The organism is Bradyrhizobium forestalis (assembly GCF_002795245.1).
Lineage (GTDB): Bacteria > Pseudomonadota > Alphaproteobacteria > Rhizobiales > Xanthobacteraceae > Bradyrhizobium > Bradyrhizobium forestalis.
Genome location: NZ_PGVG01000059.1, coordinates 1 through 19,819, shown reverse-complemented (window position 1 = coordinate 19,819; position 19,819 = coordinate 1). Strand labels below are relative to the sequence as shown.

The 19,819-nt window shown below is 62.8% G+C and carries 23 protein-coding genes, 1 tRNA gene and 1 pseudogene; 12 read left to right on the top strand and 13 right to left on the bottom strand.

All coding sequences use genetic code 11. The features are described from left to right. Positions 1 to 251: 251 nt before the first annotated feature. From CVM73_RS36010 to CVM73_RS35995, 5 genes are all read left to right on the top strand, one after another. Positions 252 to 1,415, top strand: coding sequence for an MBL fold metallo-hydrolase (locus CVM73_RS36010; RefSeq protein WP_245452529.1), 1,164 nt, complete (start codon positions 252 to 254; stop codon positions 1,413 to 1,415). A gap of 1 nt (position 1,416) precedes the next feature. Continuing rightward, positions 1,417 to 2,109: a hypothetical protein gene (locus CVM73_RS36005; RefSeq protein ID WP_245452527.1), complete on the top strand. Its 693-nt coding sequence runs from the start codon at positions 1,417 to 1,419 to the stop codon at positions 2,107 to 2,109. A gap of 46 nt (positions 2,110 to 2,155) precedes the next feature. After that, positions 2,156 to 2,329, top strand: a complete 174-nt coding sequence (locus tag CVM73_RS41335) for a hypothetical protein (protein WP_245452526.1) — start codon at positions 2,156 to 2,158, stop codon at positions 2,327 to 2,329. A 25-nt stretch (positions 2,330 to 2,354) separates the two neighbouring features. Beyond that, entirely contained in the window at positions 2,355 to 3,074 is a 720-nt protein-coding gene (locus CVM73_RS36000) for a metallophosphoesterase family protein (RefSeq protein WP_245452525.1), read from the top strand. Between the two features lie 105 nt (positions 3,075 to 3,179). Then, a tRNA-Arg gene (locus CVM73_RS35995) sits at positions 3,180 to 3,256 on the top strand. Between the two features lie 29 nt (positions 3,257 to 3,285). On the opposite strand, the gene CVM73_RS35990 is transcribed toward CVM73_RS35995, so the two are convergent. Beyond that, positions 3,286 to 3,819, bottom strand: a complete 534-nt coding sequence (locus CVM73_RS35990; protein WP_245452524.1) for a VOC family protein — start codon at positions 3,817 to 3,819, stop codon at positions 3,286 to 3,288. 113 nt (positions 3,820 to 3,932) lie between these two features. Between CVM73_RS35990 and CVM73_RS35985 the strand changes: the two genes are divergently transcribed. Then, entirely contained in the window at positions 3,933 to 4,814 is an 882-nt protein-coding gene (locus CVM73_RS35985; protein WP_100236486.1) for a LysR family transcriptional regulator, read from the top strand. Between the two features lie 148 nt (positions 4,815 to 4,962). Here CVM73_RS35985 and CVM73_RS35980 read toward each other — a convergent pair whose 3' ends face one another. After that, positions 4,963 to 5,172, bottom strand: a complete 210-nt coding sequence (locus CVM73_RS35980; protein ID WP_100236485.1) for a hypothetical protein — start codon at positions 5,170 to 5,172, stop codon at positions 4,963 to 4,965. A 214-nt stretch (positions 5,173 to 5,386) separates the two neighbouring features. Between CVM73_RS35980 and dinB the strand changes: the two genes are divergently transcribed. From dinB to CVM73_RS35965, 3 genes are all read left to right on the top strand, one after another. Next, positions 5,387 to 6,487 (top strand): DNA polymerase IV, encoded by a 1,101-nt coding sequence (dinB, locus tag CVM73_RS35975; protein WP_100236484.1) that lies wholly within the window; start codon positions 5,387 to 5,389, stop codon positions 6,485 to 6,487. Positions 6,488 to 6,590: 103 nt separating this feature from the next. Beyond that, positions 6,591 to 8,036: a sensor histidine kinase gene (locus CVM73_RS35970; protein WP_100236483.1), complete on the top strand. Its 1,446-nt coding sequence runs from the start codon at positions 6,591 to 6,593 to the stop codon at positions 8,034 to 8,036. A gap of 339 nt (positions 8,037 to 8,375) precedes the next feature. Next, positions 8,376 to 9,833, top strand: a complete 1,458-nt coding sequence (locus CVM73_RS35965) for a lipopolysaccharide biosynthesis protein (RefSeq protein ID WP_100236482.1) — start codon at positions 8,376 to 8,378, stop codon at positions 9,831 to 9,833. Positions 9,834 to 9,960: 127 nt separating this feature from the next. Here CVM73_RS35965 and CVM73_RS35960 read toward each other — a convergent pair whose 3' ends face one another. Together CVM73_RS35960 and CVM73_RS35955 are read right to left on the bottom strand one after the other, a co-directional pair. Further along, a complete protein-coding gene (locus CVM73_RS35960) occupies positions 9,961 to 10,254 on the bottom strand; it encodes a hypothetical protein (protein WP_100236481.1) in 294 nt (97 codons plus the stop codon). Between the two features lie 216 nt (positions 10,255 to 10,470). Beyond that, positions 10,471 to 11,157, bottom strand: coding sequence for a DNA-3-methyladenine glycosylase I (locus tag CVM73_RS35955; protein WP_100236496.1), 687 nt, complete (start codon positions 11,155 to 11,157; stop codon positions 10,471 to 10,473). 158 nt (positions 11,158 to 11,315) lie between these two features. On the opposite strand from CVM73_RS35955, the gene CVM73_RS35950 reads away from it, so the two are divergent. After that, positions 11,316 to 12,143 carry a metallophosphoesterase family protein gene (locus CVM73_RS35950; RefSeq protein WP_100236480.1) on the top strand — a complete coding sequence of 276 codons (828 nt, stop codon included), beginning with the start codon at positions 11,316 to 11,318 and terminating at the stop codon, positions 12,141 to 12,143. On the opposite strand, the gene CVM73_RS35945 is transcribed toward CVM73_RS35950, so the two are convergent. The 4 genes from CVM73_RS35945 to CVM73_RS35930 all read right to left on the bottom strand — a co-directional run bounded on the left by CVM73_RS35945 (position 12,082) and on the right by CVM73_RS35930 (position 14,412). Continuing rightward, the gene (locus CVM73_RS35945) at positions 12,082 to 12,567 is read right to left on the bottom strand and encodes a Crp/Fnr family transcriptional regulator (RefSeq protein WP_100236479.1); all 486 of its coding nucleotides are present in this window, start codon (positions 12,565 to 12,567) and stop codon (positions 12,082 to 12,084) included. The genes CVM73_RS35950 and CVM73_RS35945 overlap by 62 nt on opposite strands. 96 nt (positions 12,568 to 12,663) lie before the next feature. Next, the gene (locus CVM73_RS35940; protein WP_100236478.1) at positions 12,664 to 13,404 is read right to left on the bottom strand and encodes a di-trans,poly-cis-decaprenylcistransferase; all 741 of its coding nucleotides are present in this window, start codon (positions 13,402 to 13,404) and stop codon (positions 12,664 to 12,666) included. Positions 13,405 to 13,433: 29 nt separating this feature from the next. Beyond that, the gene (locus CVM73_RS35935; protein ID WP_100236477.1) at positions 13,434 to 13,808 is read right to left on the bottom strand and encodes a transcriptional regulator; all 375 of its coding nucleotides are present in this window, start codon (positions 13,806 to 13,808) and stop codon (positions 13,434 to 13,436) included. Continuing rightward, on the bottom strand, positions 13,795 to 14,412 hold the full coding sequence (locus tag CVM73_RS35930) for a hypothetical protein (protein ID WP_100236476.1): 618 nt from the start codon (positions 14,410 to 14,412) through the stop codon (positions 13,795 to 13,797). Before CVM73_RS35930 ends, CVM73_RS35935 begins: the two co-directional genes overlap by 14 nt. A 202-nt stretch (positions 14,413 to 14,614) precedes the next feature. Between CVM73_RS35930 and CVM73_RS35925 the strand changes: the two genes are divergently transcribed. Then, positions 14,615 to 15,862, top strand: coding sequence for a S1C family serine protease (locus CVM73_RS35925; protein ID WP_100236475.1), 1,248 nt, complete (start codon positions 14,615 to 14,617; stop codon positions 15,860 to 15,862). 139 nt (positions 15,863 to 16,001) lie between these two features. Here the strand turns inward: CVM73_RS35925 and CVM73_RS35920 are convergent, their stop codons facing one another. The 5 genes and pseudogenes from CVM73_RS35920 to CVM73_RS35900 all read right to left on the bottom strand — a co-directional run bounded on the left by CVM73_RS35920 (position 16,002) and on the right by CVM73_RS35900 (position 19,065). Continuing rightward, positions 16,002 to 16,745 carry a DUF899 domain-containing protein gene (locus tag CVM73_RS35920; protein ID WP_100236474.1) on the bottom strand — a complete coding sequence of 248 codons (744 nt, stop codon included), beginning with the start codon at positions 16,743 to 16,745 and terminating at the stop codon, positions 16,002 to 16,004. Between the two features lie 18 nt (positions 16,746 to 16,763). Next, positions 16,764 to 17,099 (bottom strand): annotated as a pseudogene (locus tag CVM73_RS35915) (SRPBCC family protein); the annotation flags it as partial. 8 nt (positions 17,100 to 17,107) lie between these two features. Next, positions 17,108 to 17,560, bottom strand: coding sequence for an ArsR/SmtB family transcription factor (locus CVM73_RS35910; protein WP_167407252.1), 453 nt, complete (start codon positions 17,558 to 17,560; stop codon positions 17,108 to 17,110). Positions 17,561 to 17,660: 100 nt separating this feature from the next. Continuing rightward, positions 17,661 to 17,939, bottom strand: coding sequence for a DUF3551 domain-containing protein (locus tag CVM73_RS35905; RefSeq protein ID WP_100236471.1), 279 nt, complete (start codon positions 17,937 to 17,939; stop codon positions 17,661 to 17,663). A 151-nt stretch (positions 17,940 to 18,090) separates the two neighbouring features. Next, a complete protein-coding gene (locus tag CVM73_RS35900) occupies positions 18,091 to 19,065 on the bottom strand; it encodes a Bug family tripartite tricarboxylate transporter substrate binding protein (protein ID WP_100236470.1) in 975 nt (324 codons plus the stop codon). A gap of 124 nt (positions 19,066 to 19,189) precedes the next feature. Here CVM73_RS35900 and CVM73_RS35895 point away from each other — a divergent pair, with 124 nt between their 5' ends. After that, positions 19,190 to 19,600, top strand: coding sequence for a VOC family protein (locus CVM73_RS35895; RefSeq protein WP_100236469.1), 411 nt, complete (start codon positions 19,190 to 19,192; stop codon positions 19,598 to 19,600). The last annotated feature ends 219 nt before the right edge of the window (positions 19,601 to 19,819 follow it).

Here is a 19,819-nt window from a genome sequence, read left to right as displayed (position 1 = left end):
TTCTTCACGAACAGCCGCAATTTCTCGGGCACTCATTTGAATATAGATAAGCCATTGCCTGGAGCTGTATTCGCTTTGATGTTTCCCTGCCCATTCCGCAGTGCGCTCGCCTGCCCGGCCGACCCCGGCTCTGCCATCAAGTCCAGCCGCTGATGTCCGAGGAAGCCGGTTCGTTTCGCGGACGTGTCCACCGCGGAACGCAGCAAATTGGTGGCACCTGCATCGAGCTCGAGGCCGCGGGCGAGAGAATTCTGCTCGACCTCGGACTTCCGCTCGACGCCGACGGCGCGTCCGACGATCTTCTCCCGTCCGTGGCCGGGCTTAGCCGCGACGATCCGGCCCTGCGTGCGATCGTCCTGTCGCACGGACACGCGGATCATTGGGGCTTGCTCCCCCTGTGCAGACCCAATGTCCCCCTCGCCATGGGCGCTGCAACCGCGCGCATCATGCGCGCGGCAGCTCCTTTCGTGCCCAACGGCTTCGTGCCAGACGCTTCATTCGAGCTGGTCGATCGCAAGACCTTCCAGATCGGCCCGTTCAGCATCACGCCCTATCTTGTCGATCATTCGGCTTATGATGCCTATGCGCTGCTGATCCATGCCGCCGGCCGGCGTCTGTTCTATAGTGGCGATATCCGTGCGCATGGTCGCAAGGGCGGCCTGTTCGAGCGATTGGTGAGCACTCCGCCCCGCGGCGTCGATACGATGCTGATGGAGGGGTCGAGCCTCGGCCGTCTTGACGAACGGACGCAATTTCCGACGGAAGACGACATCGAAGCGAGGTTGACCGAGAGCCTCAGGCCGCCGGGCTTCGTCATCTTCTCCGCCTCCGCGCAGAACATCGATCGCATCGTCAGCATCTATCGCGCCTGCAAGCGCAGCGACCGGACGCTGCTGCTGGACCTCTACGCGATGGAGATATTGCGGGCCACCGGCAACGAGCGCTTGCCGAGCGTCGGCTGGCCCAACCTGTCGGTCTACGTGCCGGAATATCAGCGGCGACAGATCGCACGGAACAGGCGCTTCGACCTGCTTGAGCCGTACAAATCCGCGCGGATCTACCGCGAGCGCATCACCGAGATCGCCGATCGCACAGTGATGTTGTTTCGTCCGGCAATGGCTCCCGACGTGGAGACCGCAAATCTCTGGGCCAGCGCCAGGGCGATCTGGTCGCAATGGGACGGATACCTGAAGGATGGTCCTGGAGCCAGGCTGAAGGCGGATCTCGCAACACGCGGCGTACCCATTGAGATCATCCATACCTCGGGCCACGCCAGCATCCTGGATCTCAAGCGGCTCTCGAGCGCAATACAACCGGACAAGCTGGTGCCCGTTCACACATTCGAAGGCGACGGCTTCTTCAAATATTTTGACAACGTCACGCGACGCAGCGATGGCGAATGGTGGGAGGTATGAGATGAGCTTCAGGCGCGGAATCCGGCAAGACGACTTTCGCAAGGCACTCGAGGCACTTGCTCGGCAGGATGGCTGGTGGAGGGACGTTCTCGCCGATCCCTCCCTCATCATCGGTATCAGGGACGAGTACCTGAACGTCTATTGGCAGGGACAATCCATCTTCAAAGTGTCGTTCAAGGGCGGGAAAGTAACCGCCACGACGCACGAAAAGTATCTCCTGAATCCGGACTTGAAGGATCAGATTTCGCTCGTCGGAGGGAGGTTCGCTTTCGGCAAGGCCGAGCAAAGAATGCTGACGCGCGAATATGAGGGCGCAAAGACCCTGGAGAAGCTCAAGAGAGCCGCATCGCTCTATTCCGGACGAGAGAAGGAAGGCGTTCACGAGATCGCGACATCCAATCGCTCCGTCGTCGACGTCGAAATCGCGATCAACGCATCCGGCGCCCCCGGCGTCGAGCGGAGCCTCCCGCGCATGGACCTGGCGAACCTCGAGACGACAACGAGCGGAATAGATCTGGTGTTCTGGGAGGCCAAGACGTTCAGCAATCCCGAACTGGAGAACGGCAGGATTTTCCGCCAGATCAAGGACTATCGGACGGTGATCGACCTTCACAAGACGGAGATCGATGATAGCTATCGATGGGTTGCGAAGAATCTGACCGAGAATGGCGGAATGGAGCAACGGACATCGTAGTGCGGCTGCGGCGATCGGCGCGGTTGCGAAGGGAGAGAAGATCAACGTGAGCAGCGTCAATGTCGGGCTGCTCGTCTATGATTTCACAGCGGACCAGCGCGATCGCAAGGACAAGGACGGCAAGACGCTGAACGACAGGGTGATTGAATCGCTCGCGGATTTGGGCTTGGATCCGAAGCGCATCAGGTTCAAGGGCACGACAAAGGATCTCACCATCTGAGCTGGCAAGAGGGAGAAAGCCTGCTTTGCCCCTTCCCGAGCACGAATTGCTCATCTTCGCGATCGGCGACATCCACGGCTGCTTTGAAAAGCTGATGTCGCTTCTCGCCGTGTGCGATGAGATTCGCGGTCACCGGAGCGCCCAGTATGTCTTCGTCGGAGACTACATCGATAGGGGGCCCCAGAGCCGCGAGGTCATGGATGTGCTCGTTGGCAGCACGGGGCGACAGGGCCGATCCTTCGTTTGTCTCCGGGGCAACCATGAGGAGATGCTGCTTCGCGCGGCCGACATAGAGCGTACCGACCGGGACCTCATCAATTGGTGGGGAAACGGTGGCGAACAGACACTCGACAGTTACGGGATCGACGATCCCGCGGATGTCCCGCGCGAGCATCTCGACTGGATACGCGCACTTCCGCTCATGAAGATCGAGCATGGACGACTTTTCGTCCACGCGGGAATACGGCCGGACGTACCGCTGGCGTCGCAATCCGAGCAAGACCTGCTCTGGATCCGGGAACCCTTCTTGTCGTCCGATCTCGACCACGAGCTGTTCATTGTCCATGGACATACGCCGGTCCGGTCCCGGGCACCTGATCTGCGAGCGAACCGGCTGAACCTGGATACCGGCGCCTGCTTTGGCGGCCCGCTCACGGCGGCCGTGTTCGTCCCCTCGAGGGCGGGTCCGTTGATGTTTGTGAACGATTCCGGCGAGATCTCGCGACCGACCGCCCTCCGGGATTGAAGAGCGATGCGTAGGACCGGGAATCGGGCGATGCCGGGCGTCCGAGGCCGGGGCAAACCTAGCGGTTGCCCGCCCCCCGCCAATCGGCTAAATGAACCTCCACTAGCACCCGTAGCTCAGCTGGATAGAGCGTTGCCCTCCGAAGGCAAAGGTCACACGTTCGAATCGTGTCGGGTGCGCCAGTCGACGTCTCAGTGTCGCAAGGCTCAAACTATTCTTTAAATCCGCCGTCGGACGATCCCTCTCCAGCCAATTTTTCGACATCGAGGGGCTTGCTGACAATCTTCAGCGAGCCGTCGGGATTGCGCGGCCATTCCTTCTCCGGTCGATCCCAGTAGAGCTCGATCCCGTTGCCGTCAGGATCGCGGAGATAGATCGCTTCCGTACCGCCGTGGTCGCTGGCGCCGGTGAGCTGTACAGCCGCTGCGCGGAGACGGCGGAGCGCGCGGCCGAGCGCGGCTCGTGTCGGATAGACAAAGGCAACATGGTGGAGGCCAGTCGATCCTTCCGGTGGCAGCGAACCGCCCCGGCTGTCCCAGGTGTTGATTGCGAGGTGGTGGTGATAGCTGCCGGCGGCGAGGAACGCTGCTTCGTTACCGAGCAATCCGTGCAGGCCGAAGCCAAGCACCCCGCAGTAGAAGGCGAGCGATCGCTCGAGATCAGCAACCTTCAGATGAACATGGCCAACGCGGACGCGCGGGTCGATCGGTTCGCTGTCGGCCACCGGCATGATCAGTCCCTTCATCCTCCAGCTCCTTGGCAGTGTCGTCCCTGATCGAAAGCAGATCGCGGAAGCCGTTTCGCCGCAAGACAGCATGATCTGGAATAACTATCCAGAATTCTGCATAATAGCCCTGCATGCGCATCGATGAGATCAGTGTCTTCGTCCAGGTGCTGGAGGCCGGCAGTTTTGCCGGCGCTTCCCGAAGGCTCCGCATGCCCGCCAGCACAGTAAGCGCAAAGGTGGCGGCGCTCGAGCGGCGCCTCGGCATCAGCCTGATCCAGCGTACGACCCGCACGCTCCGCGTCACGCCAGCGGGCCAGGCCTATTTTGAACGGTGCCGCGCAGGACTTCGTGAGATCGAGGCAGCCGAGGTCGCGATTACGTCGGAGGCGGGAAGCCTGAGCGGTCTACTTCGGCTCACAGCGGCCGTCGATATCGCGCAAAGCCTGCTGCCGCCCATCATCAGCACGTTTCGCGAATCGTTCCCGATGGTGAAAATCGAGCTGATCGTCACGGACCGGGTTGTCGACATGATCACAGAAGGCGTCGATCTCGCCATCCGCGTCGGTCCGCTACGCGATTCGAGTGTCGTGACCAGATCTTTTGTAACGGGCCCGTCGGGACTGTTTGCAAGCCAACACTATCTTGACCGACGTGGCGTCCCTATTGACGTGGATGATCTCAAGCACCACGACCTGATTGGATTCGGCAAGCCTTGGGCCCGTCCCTTGCCCATGCTGATGGGAAACCGGAAGGTCAGCGTCGATCTGTCGGGCGACCTGATCTGCGATGACCTGTTAACAGTCAGAACCTTTGTCGGCATGGGACTCGGGATCGGATTCCTGCCTGCCTTTTTCGCAAACCAACAGCGGCTGGTGCGCGTGTTGCCAGCTCTGCGCTCGCCCCTGACCGGACTGTATTTCGCTTACCCTGCACAGAAATTCGTGGCAACACGTGTCAAACGGTTCATCACTTTCGCAGTAGCGAGCGTGAAGCGATTGCACTTGCATCCTTAAACCAGGCATTGCATGGAAACGAGTGGCCACGCGGTCTTGCGCGCGGCAGCGCATCGCAGGAGGCAATCTCACAGCGCCACGGCGAAACAGCAGCGTCCATCTTCATCTGCCTTGGCGCGCACTCTTGCCACGGTTTTGACGCCGCCACTCACGTCAGCATCGAGATGATTGCCTGGACCTGATCGGTGGCGGCCGTCACCAGTCCGTCATACGACGTATGCCCATGCGCGGCGGCCTTCAGGATGCATTCGGCGACGGCTGCTTTCAGGCCGAAGACCGACTGATCCGCCGGCACGCTCGCCATCACGGTTTCCAGGGCCTGACGCATGGTCTGAATGAGCTCGGAGCTGTATTGCATAGGCTCTCCTCCGCAGGCTCATATTAGGTCGCATGCCCGGGCTTGCCACTCACAAGGCTGAGATTCATCTTTGATGAACGCTGAGCTGAGCGCCTCAATTCAAACGCCAGATGGCCGCATTGAGCACGCCGGCAAACGCGACCCGACGGCGAACAACGACAGCTGACCCATCCAGCACCTCGCGCTTCTGCTTGCGCGATTGTATCATCTTGCCATGAGCGAATTCGACACGGTGACCGGCAAGGCGGCGCCGGTGCGCAAGATCATCCATATCGACATGGATGCCTTCTATGCGTCGGTGGAGCAGCGCGACAATCCGGAGCTGCGCGGCAAGCCGGTCGCGGTCGGAGGCTCCGCGGAACGCGGCGTCGTCGCGGCCGCCAGCTACGAGGCCCGCAAGTTCGGCGTTCGCTCCGCCATGCCGTCGGTGACAGCGAAGCGGCAGTGCCCCGATCTGATCTTCGTCAAGCCGCGCTTCGAGGTCTACAAGGCGATCTCCGGGCAGATCCGCGACATCTTTGCCGAGCACACGCCCATCATCGAGCCGTTGTCGCTGGATGAAGCCTATCTCGACGTGACCGAGAACCTGCAAGGCATCCCGCTGGCGCGGGACATCGCGCTGAAGATCCGCGCGAAGATCAAGGCCGAGACCGGCCTCAACGCATCGGCGGGCATCTCCTACAACAAGTTTCTGGCCAAGCTCGCCTCCGATCATCGCAAGCCCAATGGTCAGTTCGTGATCTCGCCGGAGATGGGACCGGCCTTCGTCGAGACGCTGCCTGTCGGCAAGTTCCATGGCATCGGTCCGGCGACAGCTGCGAAGATGAACGCGCTCGGCCTGTTCACCGGTCTCGACATCCGCAACCAGACGCTGGAGTTCATGAATGCGACTTTCGGCAAGTCGGGCGCGTACTATTATTGGATCTCGCGCGGTGTCGATGAGCGGCCGGTGCGGGCCAACCGGATCCGCAAATCCGTCGGCGCGGAGAACACGTTCTCAATTGACCTCGACGCGTTCGACGCGCTGGTCGCCGAGCTCCGGCCTCTCGTCGACAAGGTCTGGCGCCACTGCGAGGCGACCGGCAACCGGGGCCGCACCGTGACCCTGAAGATCAAGTTCGCCGACTTCGAGATCATCACGCGCAGCAGGTCCGTCGCGGCAGCCGTTGCGGGGCGGGACGATCTGGAGCGGCTGGCCTGCGGCCTGCTCGAAGCCGAGATGCCGCTGCCCAAGCGCGTCCGGCTGCTGGGGATCTCGCTGTCGTCCCTCCAGCTCGGGGACGATGCGGAGCCGCAGCTGACGTTGGGCATCTGAACGGGCTGAAGGCCCCCTTCAGCGAACGCGGCATCTTTATCCGCGACGCGGCTCCAAACCTGTCGTAGAGACACGAAACACGCCTTTTCGCGATTGAGATGGAATGCTTGCCTTATTGATACGCCTCGGACTGCGCTTCGAAGACCGCATCGAGGAGCACCGGTTTGTCGACCAATATGTCCGGGGCAGTCTCGGATGGACCCAGATCGCGATGCTGCTCGGCGCCGCCACCTATGCCGGCTACACGCTCTGGGATTGGGTGCTCTACCCCGAAGTCGTGCCGACCACGCTCGCAATCCGCGGTGGTACCGCCGTGTTCATCCTGCTCCCGCTGACCGCGCTGCTGTCCCGGCGCTGGATGAAGCCATGGGCAGAGACGATTTTCCTCGTCTATTGCGTCATCCCCGGCTGCATCCTGCCCAGCATCTACCTCGTGCTGCCGTCGGGCTTCACCTTTGCCGCGCCCGGCATGATGATGATCATCCTGTTCGTCTCGACCATGCTGCCCTTGCGGATCGGCTCGCTGGCGATTTTCTGTTTGCTCTCGTGGGTTGCGCTGCTGGTCGCCGAGTCGTTCGCGTCGACGATGCCTGCGGGCCTGAGGTTCATCAACCATTCGCTCGTCGGCAACGCTTACGCGCTATCGCTCTACGCCGTGGCTGCGCGCGAGTACCGGGCGCGAAAGCAATTCCGGACATCCGAGGCGCTGCAGCGCGAGAAAGAACGCTCGGAGAAATCGCTGCGCGATCTGCGCGCGACCCAGGAGCACCTCGTGCAGGCGGAAAAGCTCGCCTCGCTCGGACGTTTGGTGGCAGGTGTCGCTCACGAGGTCAGCACCCCGCTCGGCCTCGCCTTGACGACCTCGACGGCCATGCAGGCTGATCTGCAAACGATGGCCGACGCCTTGGGCGGAGCATCGGTCCGGCGCTCCGATCTCACCAAGGGCATTGACAGGCTCAAGCAGGGGATCGATCTGACCTTCGACAATCTGCACCGCGCATCCGAGATGGTGCACAGCTTCAGGCAGGTCGCCGTCCATCAAGCCGATGAGGACCGGCGCAGTTTCGAGCTCAGGGACTGGCTGTCGGAGCTGACGTCCAAGCTCGGGCCATTGCTGTCGCATCATGGCCTGACGGTCGAGGTCCAATGTCCGGCGGGAATCAAGCTCAACAGCTACCCCGGAGCGCTTGCTCAGGTGATCAGCAATCTCGCCCTCAATACCGCAGCGCATGCCTATCCTGACAAGAGAGGTGGCCGGTTTGTCGTCACGGTGAGCCAACCGGACCCGAAATCGGTCCGCCTGGTCTGCGCCGACGAAGGCGTCGGAATCCCCGACGAATTGCAGGCTCATGTCTTCGATCCGTTCGTGACGACCAGTCGGGAGCGGGGCAACGCCGGCCTGGGGCTCCACATCGCGTTCAACTTGGTTGCCTCGTCGCTCAACGGGCGCTTGCGGCTTGAGCGCAAGGCGGGTCCGGGAACTCAGATCGCCATCGAAATTCCCGTTGAAGAACCCGTTGCAAGAGAACCGCGAAGACTCGAGGTTTGACACTATTGCGAGCGGTTCAGTGTCGATCTTCGAGGCAGTGCCTGACATGAACCTGACAGAGCAACCTCGATTTCAATTCGACGCGCCGTCTTGAGCAAGATGCATTCATTGCTTTTCGTTCGAGCGCGATCGACGCAAAGTTTTTTGCGCATGCAATTTGCTCGCGCCATTCAAATGACACGTACTGACGGATAGTCGTCGGCGTTTCGCGACGTTGCTCACGCGCCTCGCATGAAATCGAAGAGATCAATTGTCATTGGATTCACCGTCTCGCTTTCGAACTGCGCCTGAAGCTTTCGTTGTTCGCCGCTCGAGGAGCTGATCGTGACTCAACTCAACATGCGTCTCTCCGAGGACGAACAGTCCCGGAACGTACGGAAAGGTGCGCTCGCTGCGATCGTCACTCAGGTCGTGCGTGTTGCGACGCAGACCGGATCTGTGATCCTGCTCTCGCGCCTGCTGACGCCAGTCGACTTTGGTACTTATGCCATGGCTTCGCCGGTGCTCGCCTTCGCGGTGCTATTCCAGGATCTCGGTCTTGGACACGCGACCGTGCAGAAGGACGAGTTGACGCACAACGAACTGAGTGCGCTGTTCTGGGTGAACCTCTCGGTCGGCGCGCTGCTGGCGATCACCCAGGTCGCGCTATCGCCACTTGTCGCCAGGTTCTACAGCGTGCCGAATCTCGCCCCACTGACATCGGGTATGAGCGTCACGTTGCTGCTCAGCGGTGCTGACGTCCAGCATCTGTCGTTGCTGACACGCCAGATGAGATTCTGGACGCTGGCAGGCCTGGAATCCGCGGCCGCATTGACTGGATTACTGACCTCGGCCGTGGTCGCATACGTCCATCACAGCTATTGGGCCATCCTCGCCGGAAGCCTGACATCAGGTCTGGTGCTCGCAGGCGGCGCGTGGCTGAGCTCGGGATGGTTGCCGTCGAGGCCCGGCTCGATCAGGGCTGCACGCGACATGCTGAACTTCGGGCTCGGCGTGACCGGCTACAACCTTGCCGAATTCCTTTCCCGCAACACCGACGGGGTGCTGATCGGCAAAATCTGGGGGGCCGCCTCGCTTGGCGCGTATAACCGCGCCTACCGGCTGCTGCTGTTTCCGCTTCAGCAAGTCAGCAATCCGATGGTGCGAATCATGCTGCCGACGCTGTCGGGCCTGCTGAAGGAGCCTGAGCGCTATCGGGATTCGTTCCGTCGCGCGGTGCTGCCGGCGCTCCTCCTCGTATTGCCTGGCGTCGCCTTCATGATCGCGTCCGCCGACACGCTTGTCGAAACTCTGCTCGGCGGCCAATGGAGCGAGGCTGCGCCGATCTTCGTTGCCCTCAGCATCGCCGGCTTGCTGCAGACCAGCAACAGCCCCGCCAACTGGCTTTTCCTCAGCCAGGGTCGCACCAAGGAATACATGCGCTGGGGCCTGTTCAATGTCTCAACATCGATCCTCGCCTTCATATGCGGGCTGCCGTTCGGACCAATCGGCGTCGCCAGCGCATATTCGATCAGCGAGTGCGTGCGCACGCCCATCCTGTGGTGGCTGATCGGGCGACGCGGTCCGGTGCGTCATCGAGACCTCGTGAAAGTGGTCGGGCCTCATCTCGCCGGAGCCCTCGCTTCCGTCGTGACGGTGTATCTGCTGCATCGCTGGCTGCTCGCGCGTTCGATCGGAGGGATCCCCGATTTGGCAGCCTGCTTCTGCTTTTCATATGCGGCCTCGCTCACGATCGTCGCGCTGTTTCCGGCCTGTCGCGGAGAAATGTGGCGCTACGCATGCATCTGTGGCCGATAGCACGACCGCCACGGAGCTCGTTGGAAGACAACGAGGCGGCCAGGCTGCTAACGCTGTGCGCCACGGGAGCGATCCGCGCTTCGCCGACCGTGGCGCACCTGTCTCAAGACGACCCGCTCGGGGCCGCTCAATGCTTCATATGCTCGAACACCACGATCACGCCGGTCGGTTCGGGCTCATGCGCCATCAGGCGCGTCAGGTCGGAATCGCCCCAATCGGCGAGGCTGACGACTTCGCCGCTCTGGCGGTCGCTACCAAGCGATCCCGTGGGCTCGAGGACCTTCAGGCCCATCTCGTCGACGAAGAAAGTGTGCTCGCCGAACATGCTGTTGAGCTGCGGCATCGCGGGATGTTCGTCGGGCAGCACCTGAGCGCCGAGCTGGTTGATGGTCTGCTTGACCTGTTCAGATGTGAGCTTCATGAGCTGCTCCGTTTCTGTCGTGTCGGGTTTCATTGAGTTGAGCCAGAGCGGGCGTTCCCTGCGCTGCTGTTCGCCTGGCTCAACCTCCCGAACGGGTGCTGCGCACAAATGTTCCAGAGAAATGTATTTCGTGATCGTGCGTCGCATCTGCCGCGCTCATGGCACGGGATCGCCACAGGATGCACATCATTGGACCGGCCGGCCGAGCTGGAACTGCTACTCGCTCCTGCTCTCGCCGACCGACAGCGCGCAGATGCGCGACAGGTAGGTGTAGGGCAGGCCGGTTTCCTCGGCCCAGGCGTTGAACTGCGCCTGCACCTTGGCGAGATCACCCTTCGACTTGACCTCTTCGGCAAGGTCGAGACCTGCATCGCGCAGGCAGGCCACCACGTCCTTGGACGTCACGAAACCGTCCCAGCCGACGAAGCGCAGCAGCATCTGGCCGGTGTTGCCCCCTAGCCGGCTGCCGCGCTTGTTAAGGAGATCGAGCAGGCCGATCTCGTCGGACGACGGCCACTTCGCCAGAAACTTGCCGAAGCTGCCGTGCTCCTTCGCGATCTCCTGCACAAAGGCGGCGTTGTCCCGCACCGACATGATCTTGGCGCCGTTGCGCACGATGCGCACATCGCGCAGCAGACCCTCCCAATAATCTTCGGGCTGGAAGGTGAGCTTGGCGGGCTGGAAATGCAGGAAGGCGGCTTCGAAGCCGTCCCATTTCGAATCGATCACGCTCCAGGCAAATCCGGCGCAGAACACCCGCTTGGTCATTTCGGCGAGGATACGGTCGTCGCCGAGCTTGGCCAGCCGCTTGAGGTCCGGCTTGGCCGGCATCAGTCTCTCCAGCGCCTTGGGCCCGCCCTTGCGCTTCTCGGCGCGGGCGCGAATGGTCTTGAAGGGGATCATGCCGACATCCGCATTGAGGGTGCGGCACGACATCAGAATTCAATGAACCGGTCCAGCCCTGCGATGATGACGCGAAGGAGCGACCATGCTGGTCCGCTTCTTGCTTCAGGACGCCTGGAATTCCCAGACATTGTCGATCTCTCGCGGACGGTTCTCCAATGCGCTGCCTGGTCGTAGCCGACCTGCACTATTCGCTGCCTCAGCTCGACTGGCTGGTCAGCGCGGCGCCTCAATTCGACCTCGTGATCTTCGCCGGTGACGCGCTCGACATCGGCTCGATGGTGGATTTTCGCGCCCAGATCGTGGTGGTGAAGAAGTACCTCGCGCTGCTGGCCGCGACGACCCGCGTGATCCTCTGCTCCGGCAATCACGACCTCGACGAGCGCAATGCGGAGGGCGAGAAGATTTCGCGCTGGATCTCGGAGGTGCGCGAGCTTGGTATTGCCTGCGACGGCGACAGCCTCGGCATCGGCGATACGATGTTTACGGTGTGCCCGTGGTGGGACGGGCCGCTGGTCAAGCAACGCCTCATCGAGCAGCTGCGCGATGCCGCGGCCAGTCGGCCGCAGTGCTGGATCTGGGCCCATCATGCGCCGCCGGCGGATTCACCGACGAGCTGGAGCGGCAAGCGCTTCTTCGGCGATGTCGAGCTGGTGCAATGGATCATGCGGTACCAGCCATCGATGGTGATCTCGGGCCATGTGCACCAGTCGCCGTTCGTCACAGGCGGCTCGTGGTTCGACCGGCTGGGCCAGAGCTGGGTCTTCAACACCGGCCTGCAACCGGGCCGGCCGCCGACTTACATCGTGCTGGACCTCGGTGCGGACAAGGCGTTCTGGCTTGCGGCCGGCGAGGCCCAGTGGGTCGACCTGAGTGCACCGCTGAAGCGCCCCGCTGCTGCCATCGAGGCGCCGCCCGACTGGCTCACATTCTTGGATCGGATTGCCGATCCGAGCCTGGCGAGACCTCGAGCGGCGGCAGGTTGATCATGCTCTGGAGCACCTCGCCGACCATGGCCAGATGCGTGCCGTGGCCGGCATATTGCCGCTTGAGATCGGCGAGGTAGGTGTTGGCGACATTGAGCCGCTGCGCCAGCATTTTCGCGATCAGCAGGGCCACGCCCGGCTCCTTCTCGAGGAACGAGGCGGCATCCTCGAACTCGTAGACGACCGCGTCGGAGCAGGCCCGCACGGTTGCGGTGTGTGGCTGGCCCAGCAGCACGGACATTTCTCCCAGCATCGCACCGGGCTCGGTGACGGTGGCGACCACCATCTCGCCCTTGAGCACCTCGAGCTTGCCTTGCATCAGCACGTAGAGATGGCCGGTGGTGCCACCCTCGGCGACGACGATCGTGCCGGCAGCAAGCTGCCGCTCCGTTCCGCCGGTGCAATAATCCAGGACCGCGCGCATCGCAGAATGCTCCCATTGCTGCGGACACCCATCGCAGGAGACTAGAGCATGATCCGTGCCAGGCGGCAAATCAACGGGGCCGCAGCTGTCGCGAGATCACACACGGGAGAGTGACGGCACCTCCTCGGGCATGATCGCCTGAAGGCCGCCGAAACGGCGTTCGCGGCCATGGAAGGCAGCCAGCGCCTCAGCAAGATCGCCCGCGTCGAATTCGGGCCACATCCGCTCGGTGAAGTGCAGCTCGGCATAGGCGCCCTCCCAGAGCAGGAAGTCCGACAGCCGCTTCTCGCCGGACGTGCGGATGATGAGATCGACGTCGCGAAGCCCGGCCTCGCCGGTAACGAGCTGCGAGAAGGCTTCGCGGGTGAGGCTGGTCAGCGCAGCCGCCTTCGCCGCGGCATTGAGGATGGCGTCGCGCGCGGAATAGTCGACGGCGATGCGCAAATGCAGCGCGCTGCCGGCGGCGGTGGCCTCCTCGGCGCGGGTGATCGCGGTGGCGATGCCTTCGGGCAGGCGATCGCGGCGGCCGATGACGGTCAGGCGCACGCCGTTCCTGACCAGGCTCTGCACCTCGCTCGTGAGATAGAAGCGCAGCAAGGTCATCAATGCGGCGACCTCGGCCTTCGGTCTCCGCCAATTGTCGGTGGAGAAGGCGTAAAGTGTCAGCGTGCCGATGCCCTGCTTGGGCGCGACTTCGATGATACGGCGGATGGCCTCGACGCCGGCCTCGTGGCCGCGCACGCGCGACAGGCCGCGCCGCGTCGCCCACCTGCCGTTGCCGTCCATGATGATACCGACATGAAGCTTGTCGTTGCGGGACGTGATTTCACTTTGCATTGCAAAGTCTCCAGTCAAAAAGGGGAAGATCAGGCCGAGACCACACCGAGGCGGCCGAGCGGCGGCGCCTCGCGGCCGGCGGCTTTCGCCGCGTCGCGCACCAGCCGCTCGAGCACGGCGAGATAGTCGAGGAAACGACGGCGGCCGGCCTTGGTCAGGCGGCAGGTCGTGTGCGGGCGGTTACCCTCGTAGCCCTTGGTCACCTCGACGAGGCCGGCTTCCTGGAGCACGGCAAGGTGCCGAGAGAGATTGCCGTCGGTAAGGCCGCAGAGCTGCTTGAGATCGCCGAAGGCCAGCCCCTTGGGATGCGCCATCAGCGAGGTCAGAAGCCCGAGCCTCGCCTTCTCGTGGATCACGCGGTCGAGTCCTTCATAAGAGAAGGGCGCGCTGTCAGTCTTCGACATCGTTGTCTCCGGACGCGAAATGCAGAATGGCCGCCATCACCGATTGCCCGATCACGAAGGGCAGCCCCATGGTCCACGGCGACAGCGTATGGGTTCGGCTCGCGAGCACCACGACCGCGAAGCCGGACACGAAATACCAGGCGCCGGCGAGCGCGACGGTGCGCGGCAGCGAGCGGACCGAGGCGAAAATGCCGAGCGATACCAGGATCTGCCACAGTCCCGGCAGCAGCCACAGCGTCTCGCTCGCGAACTTCCACATCACCACCGCGAGCAGCACACCGGCAACGCCGGCGGGCAGGAACTGCTCGACCGCCTGGTGGATCATGGCGTCGGCAAGACCGGAATGATGGCGTTGCGAGCGCGCACGCATTTCGATCCCGATGATCAGCCCCGAGAGCACGGCAGCGATCAACCAGCCGATGAAGAAGCCGAGCGGCTCACCGGTGGGATCACCCAGCAGCCAGAATTGCAGAACTGCGGTGATGAGCGCGACGGCGCCGGTCGCCGCCATCGTCGCCGGGCCGTAGCCGCGGAAGGCGGTGCCCGCCGCGATCTGGCTGCGGATCGCCACGATGTCGGCCAGCGCTTTGTCGAGATCGCGCATCGGCAACGCCAAAACCTCGTTCCACCCGGGCATTCCGGGACTGCAGGTCCCGTTACTTTGTATTGCAAAGCATACGGCGCCGCAAAGTAAATGCAAGCCCGAATGTTGCGACAGCCGGATCGAGATCGAGCGGACAACTGACGGTTGCGCATCGCCTGCGCTCACGGATAAGATGGATCCAAAAGCGCTTCCGGGGGCTGGCATGTGGCTGAGGTCGTTTGTCGTTGCGTTTGTTATCCAGGTGATGCTCGCCGGGCTCGTTCATGCGGCGGGGCCTTTCGGCACCATCCACGTCGGCAGCTGGAACGGTGGCGCTTTCACCAATGACTCGACCGGCGCGTTCTCTCATTGCGCTGCAAGCACGCCCTACGCCAATGGCATGACTTTGCTTGTCGGCCAGGATTCGAACAACGCGTGGCTGCTCGGTTTTGCCAATCCAGCGTTTCGGTTCAAGAAGGGCGAGAACCTGACGATCGACGTGACCTTCGACGGTCAGGCCGAGGTGAGGCTCTTTGCGACTGCCTTTTCCGAGGTCATGGTCTCATCAGTTCTGCCGACGAACGTCGCTCGTGCTTTCCAGAAGGCGAGCCTGATGGTGGCGGTGGCGAGAGGCACGCCTTTCCAATTCAGCCTGACATCGACTGCCCCTCTGGTTGCAGCCGTCAGCAATTGTGTGACCCGGGTCAAGGCCGACGGGCTGGACAAGGTCGGCGATTTCACCAAGATGACCGCCAAGCCGCAGGCCACGCCGGACAAGCAGGCGGCACCGGCGGCCGGCGGCAAACCCGCCAGAGCCAAGAGCGGCACCGGCTTCGTGGTGAGCACGAGCGGGCACATCGTCACCAACCATCATGTGATCGACGGCTGCGTCGGCGACATCAAGGGCAACCTCACCGGCGAGGCAGCAATGGTGCTGCGCGTCGTATCGAGCGACGCCAACAACGATCTCGCCCTGTTGCAGGCGCCATCGACGACGACGTTCAAGGACTTTGCCCGGATCCGCGACCGCTCGATCCGCTCCGGCGATTCCGTGGTCGCGATCGGCTTTCCCTACCACGGAATCCTGACTTCGGACTTCACCGTGACGACCGGCATCGTGAGCTCGCTCAGCGGCATGCGCAACGACTCGCGCTTCCTGCAGATCAGTGCACCCGTGCAGCCCGGCAATAGCGGCGGGCCGCTGTTCGACAACACAGGTCAGGTCGTGGGCGTGGTCACCGCAAAGATCCCGGCATTGCGCATCGCCGTAGCGACAGGCAACATTCCCGAGAACATCAACTTCGCCATCAAGACCGGCGTGCTGCGCGACTTCCTCGACAATTCCGTGGTGCCCTATCAGACCGCCGAACCGAAGAGCGAGCTCAAGACCACCGACGTCGCCGCCAACGCCCGGCCCTATACGATGCTGATCTCGTGCAATGCGACGGAGCAGGCGGACGCGAAGCGGTAGCTATCGGGGCAAGGCACACCGTCACGTCACCCTCCGCTGTCATTCCCCGCGAAGGCGGGGAATCCAGTACGCCGCAGCTTCTCGATTCACGCTGCCGTCTCGGCAGTACTGGATCGCCCGCCTTCGCGGGCGATGACAGCTAGGAGTGCGATTGACAGCACGCCGCCTTCTCCGGCTGCGGCTCGTACTGGTCGCGCAGGCGGACCCAGTCCATCGGATAGGGCAGGCCTTCCTCGTGACGGCCGAGCGGCGTGAGGTCGAGATACTGATAGGCGGCGTTCATCATGTCGAGGCCGCGGGCGAAGCAGGAATAGGTGTGGAAGATCTCACCGGCCTCGTTGCGGTAGAACACGCTGATGCCGGGCAGCTCGGGGCCGTAGATCGACGTGGTGCCGAAATTGTACATCGGCTTTCCGGTCTCGATCTCTTCCCGCGAGAACGTCACGCCGTAATCCCGGTTGAAATCGTTGTCACCCGAGGAGACCCAGTCGAAGGTCCAGCCCATCCGCTTCTTGAAGGCCTCGAGCTTTGCGCTTGGCGCCAGCGAGACCGCGGCCATGGACGTGTCGCGCGCGGCCAGATGCGGCACCATGCGCTCGAACCCGTCGGCCCAGAACGAGCAGCTCTTGCAGGCCGCGTCCCAATCGGGCGCGAACATCACGTGCTGGACGACGAGCTGCGGGCGCCCCTTGAACAGGTCGGCAAGCGTGACCTTGCCGTTCGGCCCGGTGAAGACGTAGGTCTTGTCGACCTTCACCCAGGGGAGCTGGCGGCGCTCGTCGGCAAGCCGCTCGCGGGCCTGCGTCAACTCCTTCTCATGGGCCAGAAGGGCCTTGCGCGCCGCAATCCATTGCTCGCGCGAAACGATCTGATGCTGCTGCATGACACTCTCCTTTGGAACTCAGGCGACGAAGGCATCGAGCTTGTCGAAGATCGAGCTCCAGCCGCGCCGGTGGTTGTCGCGTGCGGTCTCGTCGAAGAACTGGGCGTGATGGAAGATCATCAAGGTGCCGGCACCGTCCGGCTTCAGCGAGAGCGTCACCAGCGATTCACGTTCCGGCGTCGAGTGCCAGGCCCAGGTGAAGACGAGAAGCTCGTTCGGCACCACCTCGCGATAAAAGCCGCCGGCCTCGAAATACTCGCCGTCGTCGCCGGTGAAGCTGATGCGAAAGCTGCCGCCGACGCGCACGTCGAGCTCGGCTCGAAGCGTCGCCGGCTTCATGTTCGGCGGGCCGAACCATTGCGCTAGCTGCGCGGCTTGCGTCCAGGCGGCGTAGACCTTTGCCGGCGGCGCGCGGAGCCGGCGCGTGAGCGTGAGGCTTGGACGCTCTGCTGGGCGTTCGGCGGCGTTGGCGGCTGCGTTGGCCATGTCTCTTCCTCCACGAAGGCGGCGAGGCGATCGAGATTGTGGGACCAGAACTGCGCATAGCGATTGAGCCAGTTCATCGCCTGCTCCATCGGCCGCGCGGTGAGCCGGCAGGCGACCGTGCGCCCGGTCTTCTCCCGCACGATCAGGCCCGCATCCGTGAGCACGTCGAGATGCTTCATGATCGCCGGAAGCGAGACCGGAAACGGCGCGGCCAGCTCGCTCACCGACAGGCCGTCCTGCTCACCGAGGCGCGCCAGCAATGCACGCCGCGTCGGATCGGAGAGCGCCGCAAAGGTCCGGTCCAGTGCCTCGTCCTGATGCTTAACCATATGGTTTAGTATAGACGCAAGCGGAACGGCGTCAAGCCGGAGCGTGCGGGCGCACGTCCGCACTATTGCGTGATCGGGTTGCGATCAGTACGAAGCGCGATCAGTAGGGCGCGACGGGCCGCGCGCGCCGGTGCGGCCGCGGTTGCGGGACTGGTTGCTGGCCATAGGCGAAGCGAGGATTGCGATCGCAGTACAGCAGCCGCCCGGACACGCTGGCCTGGCATTGCTCATAGGTGCTGTAGGCGCATTCGCCGGGATAGTCGTACTCGCCGCCCTGCGCGCACCAGGGATAATCGCGCGCCGTGGCGGGGGTGCTGGTGGCGAAACCGACGAGAACCATGGTGGCCAGCGCCGGCAGCGCCAATTGCATCATGCGCATGATCCCAAACTCCTTTGCTCACGGCGCGAGATACGCGCCATCTATCATCAGGTTTCGCCGCAGCGTTTTATTCCAGATCAACGAAGCAACGCACCCAAGAAAAAAAGCCCTGCCGAACGGCAGGGCTCCCTTTCCAGTCATCACAAGATCGCTACTCGACCTTCAGGCCGGCGAACTCGACGACCTTCTTCCACTTCTCGGTCTCGGCCTTGATCTCCTCGCCGAACGCCTCGGGCGTCTGCACGCGAGGCTCGCCGCCGAGCTCGACCAGGCGCTTGGCCATGTCGGGCTCCTTCATCAGCGTGTTGATCTCGCTGTTGAGCTTGGCGATGATCTCCTTCGGCGTGTTCTTCGGCGCGCCAATGCCGAACAGCGCGCTGGCCTCATAGCCCTTGACGGTGTCTGCGATCGGCTGCACGTCGGGCAATTGCGGCGAACGTTCCGTGGTGGTGACGCCGATCGCACGCAAGCTGCCGGAGCGGATGTGCTGGATGATCGAAGGCATGTTGTCGAAGATCACCTGCACCTGGCCGCCGAGCATGTCGGTGATCGCGGGTGCCGCGCCGCGATAGGGCACGTGCTGCATCTTGCAGCCGGTCATCGCCATGAACATCTCGCCGGACAGATGCACCGAGGTGCCGTTGCCGGAGGAAGCCATGTTCACCTTGCCGGGATTGGCCTTCACATATTCGATGAACTCGGCGACGTTCTTGGCCGGCACGTCCTTGTTGACCGTCATCACGTTCGGCACGCGCTGGAACGAAGCGATCGGCGCGATGTCGCGGACGAAGTTGAACTTCAGATTGGCGTAGAGCGAGGCGTTGATGTAGTTGGCCGGATTGACCATTTGCAGCGTGTAACCGTCGGGCTCGGCATTGATGACCGATTCGGTGGCGATATTGTTGCCGGCGCCCGGCTTGTTCTCGATCACGAATTGCTGGCCGAGCTTTTCCGACAGCCGCTGGCCGATCAGCCGCGCCAGAATATCGGTGGCCCCGCCCGGCGGATAGCCGACCACCCATTTCACCGGACGGGCCGGATAATCGGCGGCAAAGGCCTTCGACAGCGGGGTGGCTGCAAGCGGACTGGCGGCGAGCAGGCCCAGCGCGGTACGGCGAGTGATCATCTCAAGGATTCTCCCAGTGTTGTTCTTCAAAGTCGGATAGCTTGAAAGTCGCGGCGGCGCGGTTGTAACAAAGCTTGCCGCAGGCGGAAAGTGCGCGTGGCGCATCACGACGAAAGGATGAGACATGCCGGTCAAGGTTCATGCCCTGGATCATCTCGTGATCAATGTCAGCGACGTCGCGGCGTCCGCGGAGTGGTACGGCAAGATTCTCGGCATGGAAGTCAAGGTGTTCGATCCGGGCGGCGGCAAAGCGCCGCGGACTTTCCTCGAATTCGGTAACCAGAAGATCAACGTCCGGCAACGCGATGCCGACAAGGTGGAGTGGTTCACCGCCGACCACCCGACCGCCGGCAGCGAGGATCTGTGCTTTCTCACCTCGGCCGCACCCGACGAGGTGGTGGCGCATTTAAGGGCACATGGCGTCGCGATCGAGGAAGGCCCGGGCCCGAGGCAAGGCGCCCGCGGCACGCTGCGCTCGGTCTATTGCCGGGATCCGGATGGCAGCCTGATCGAGATCTCGTCGTACGAGGATTGAGGCACGTACGCGCGGCACACTCCGTCGTCATGCCCGGGCTTGTCCCAGCCATCCACGTTCTTCGTGCGGCAAGGCGTGGATGGCCGGGCCAGGCCCACGGCTGTCCGGTTCATTGGAAGTATAGTCCAAGGTTCAACTGATTTTGGTTGATTGGGACGGATTGCCGTAGTTCGAGCAAGTTGTTGATCGGCCGTCTGTGCATGAGATTTGTGCGGACGA

What these genes read in the sequence shown, in the direction of transcription:
- CVM73_RS35940 (WP_100236478.1), bottom strand. Translation starts at nt 13,404, where the DNA reads ATGCAAAGTGAAATCACGTCCCGCAACGACAAGCTTCATGTCGGTATC.
- CVM73_RS35900 (WP_100236470.1), bottom strand. Translation starts at nt 19,065, where the DNA reads ATGATCACTCGCCGTACCGCGCTGGGCCTGCTCGCCGCCAGTCCGCTT.
- dinB (WP_100236484.1), top strand. Translation starts at nt 5,387, where the DNA reads ATGAGCGAATTCGACACGGTGACCGGCAAGGCGGCGCCGGTGCGCAAG.
- CVM73_RS35910 (WP_167407252.1), bottom strand. Translation starts at nt 17,560, where the DNA reads ATGGTTAAGCATCAGGACGAGGCACTGGACCGGACCTTTGCGGCGCTC.
- CVM73_RS35960 (WP_100236481.1), bottom strand. Translation starts at nt 10,254, where the DNA reads ATGAAGCTCACATCTGAACAGGTCAAGCAGACCATCAACCAGCTCGGC.
- CVM73_RS35920 (WP_100236474.1), bottom strand. Translation starts at nt 16,745, where the DNA reads ATGCAGCAGCATCAGATCGTTTCGCGCGAGCAATGGATTGCGGCGCGC.
- CVM73_RS35985 (WP_100236486.1), top strand. Translation starts at nt 3,933, where the DNA reads ATGCGCATCGATGAGATCAGTGTCTTCGTCCAGGTGCTGGAGGCCGGC.
- CVM73_RS35965 (WP_100236482.1), top strand. Translation starts at nt 8,376, where the DNA reads ATGCGTCTCTCCGAGGACGAACAGTCCCGGAACGTACGGAAAGGTGCG.
- CVM73_RS35930 (WP_100236476.1), bottom strand. Translation starts at nt 14,412, where the DNA reads ATGCGCGATCTCGACAAAGCGCTGGCCGACATCGTGGCGATCCGCAGC.
- CVM73_RS35950 (WP_100236480.1), top strand. Translation starts at nt 11,316, where the DNA reads ATGCGCTGCCTGGTCGTAGCCGACCTGCACTATTCGCTGCCTCAGCTC.
- CVM73_RS35980 (WP_100236485.1), bottom strand. Translation starts at nt 5,172, where the DNA reads ATGCAATACAGCTCCGAGCTCATTCAGACCATGCGTCAGGCCCTGGAA.
- CVM73_RS35935 (WP_100236477.1), bottom strand. Translation starts at nt 13,808, where the DNA reads ATGTCGAAGACTGACAGCGCGCCCTTCTCTTATGAAGGACTCGACCGC.
- CVM73_RS36005 (WP_245452527.1), top strand. Translation starts at nt 1,417, where the DNA reads ATGAGCTTCAGGCGCGGAATCCGGCAAGACGACTTTCGCAAGGCACTC.
- CVM73_RS35895 (WP_100236469.1), top strand. Translation starts at nt 19,190, where the DNA reads ATGCCGGTCAAGGTTCATGCCCTGGATCATCTCGTGATCAATGTCAGC.
- CVM73_RS35970 (WP_100236483.1), top strand. Translation starts at nt 6,591, where the DNA reads ATGCTTGCCTTATTGATACGCCTCGGACTGCGCTTCGAAGACCGCATC.
- CVM73_RS35945 (WP_100236479.1), bottom strand. Translation starts at nt 12,567, where the DNA reads ATGCGCGCGGTCCTGGATTATTGCACCGGCGGAACGGAGCGGCAGCTT.
- CVM73_RS35905 (WP_100236471.1), bottom strand. Translation starts at nt 17,939, where the DNA reads ATGCGCATGATGCAATTGGCGCTGCCGGCGCTGGCCACCATGGTTCTC.
- CVM73_RS35955 (WP_100236496.1), bottom strand. Translation starts at nt 11,157, where the DNA reads ATGATCCCCTTCAAGACCATTCGCGCCCGCGCCGAGAAGCGCAAGGGC.
- CVM73_RS35990 (WP_245452524.1), bottom strand. Translation starts at nt 3,819, where the DNA reads ATGAAGGGACTGATCATGCCGGTGGCCGACAGCGAACCGATCGACCCG.
- CVM73_RS35925 (WP_100236475.1), top strand. Translation starts at nt 14,615, where the DNA reads ATGTGGCTGAGGTCGTTTGTCGTTGCGTTTGTTATCCAGGTGATGCTC.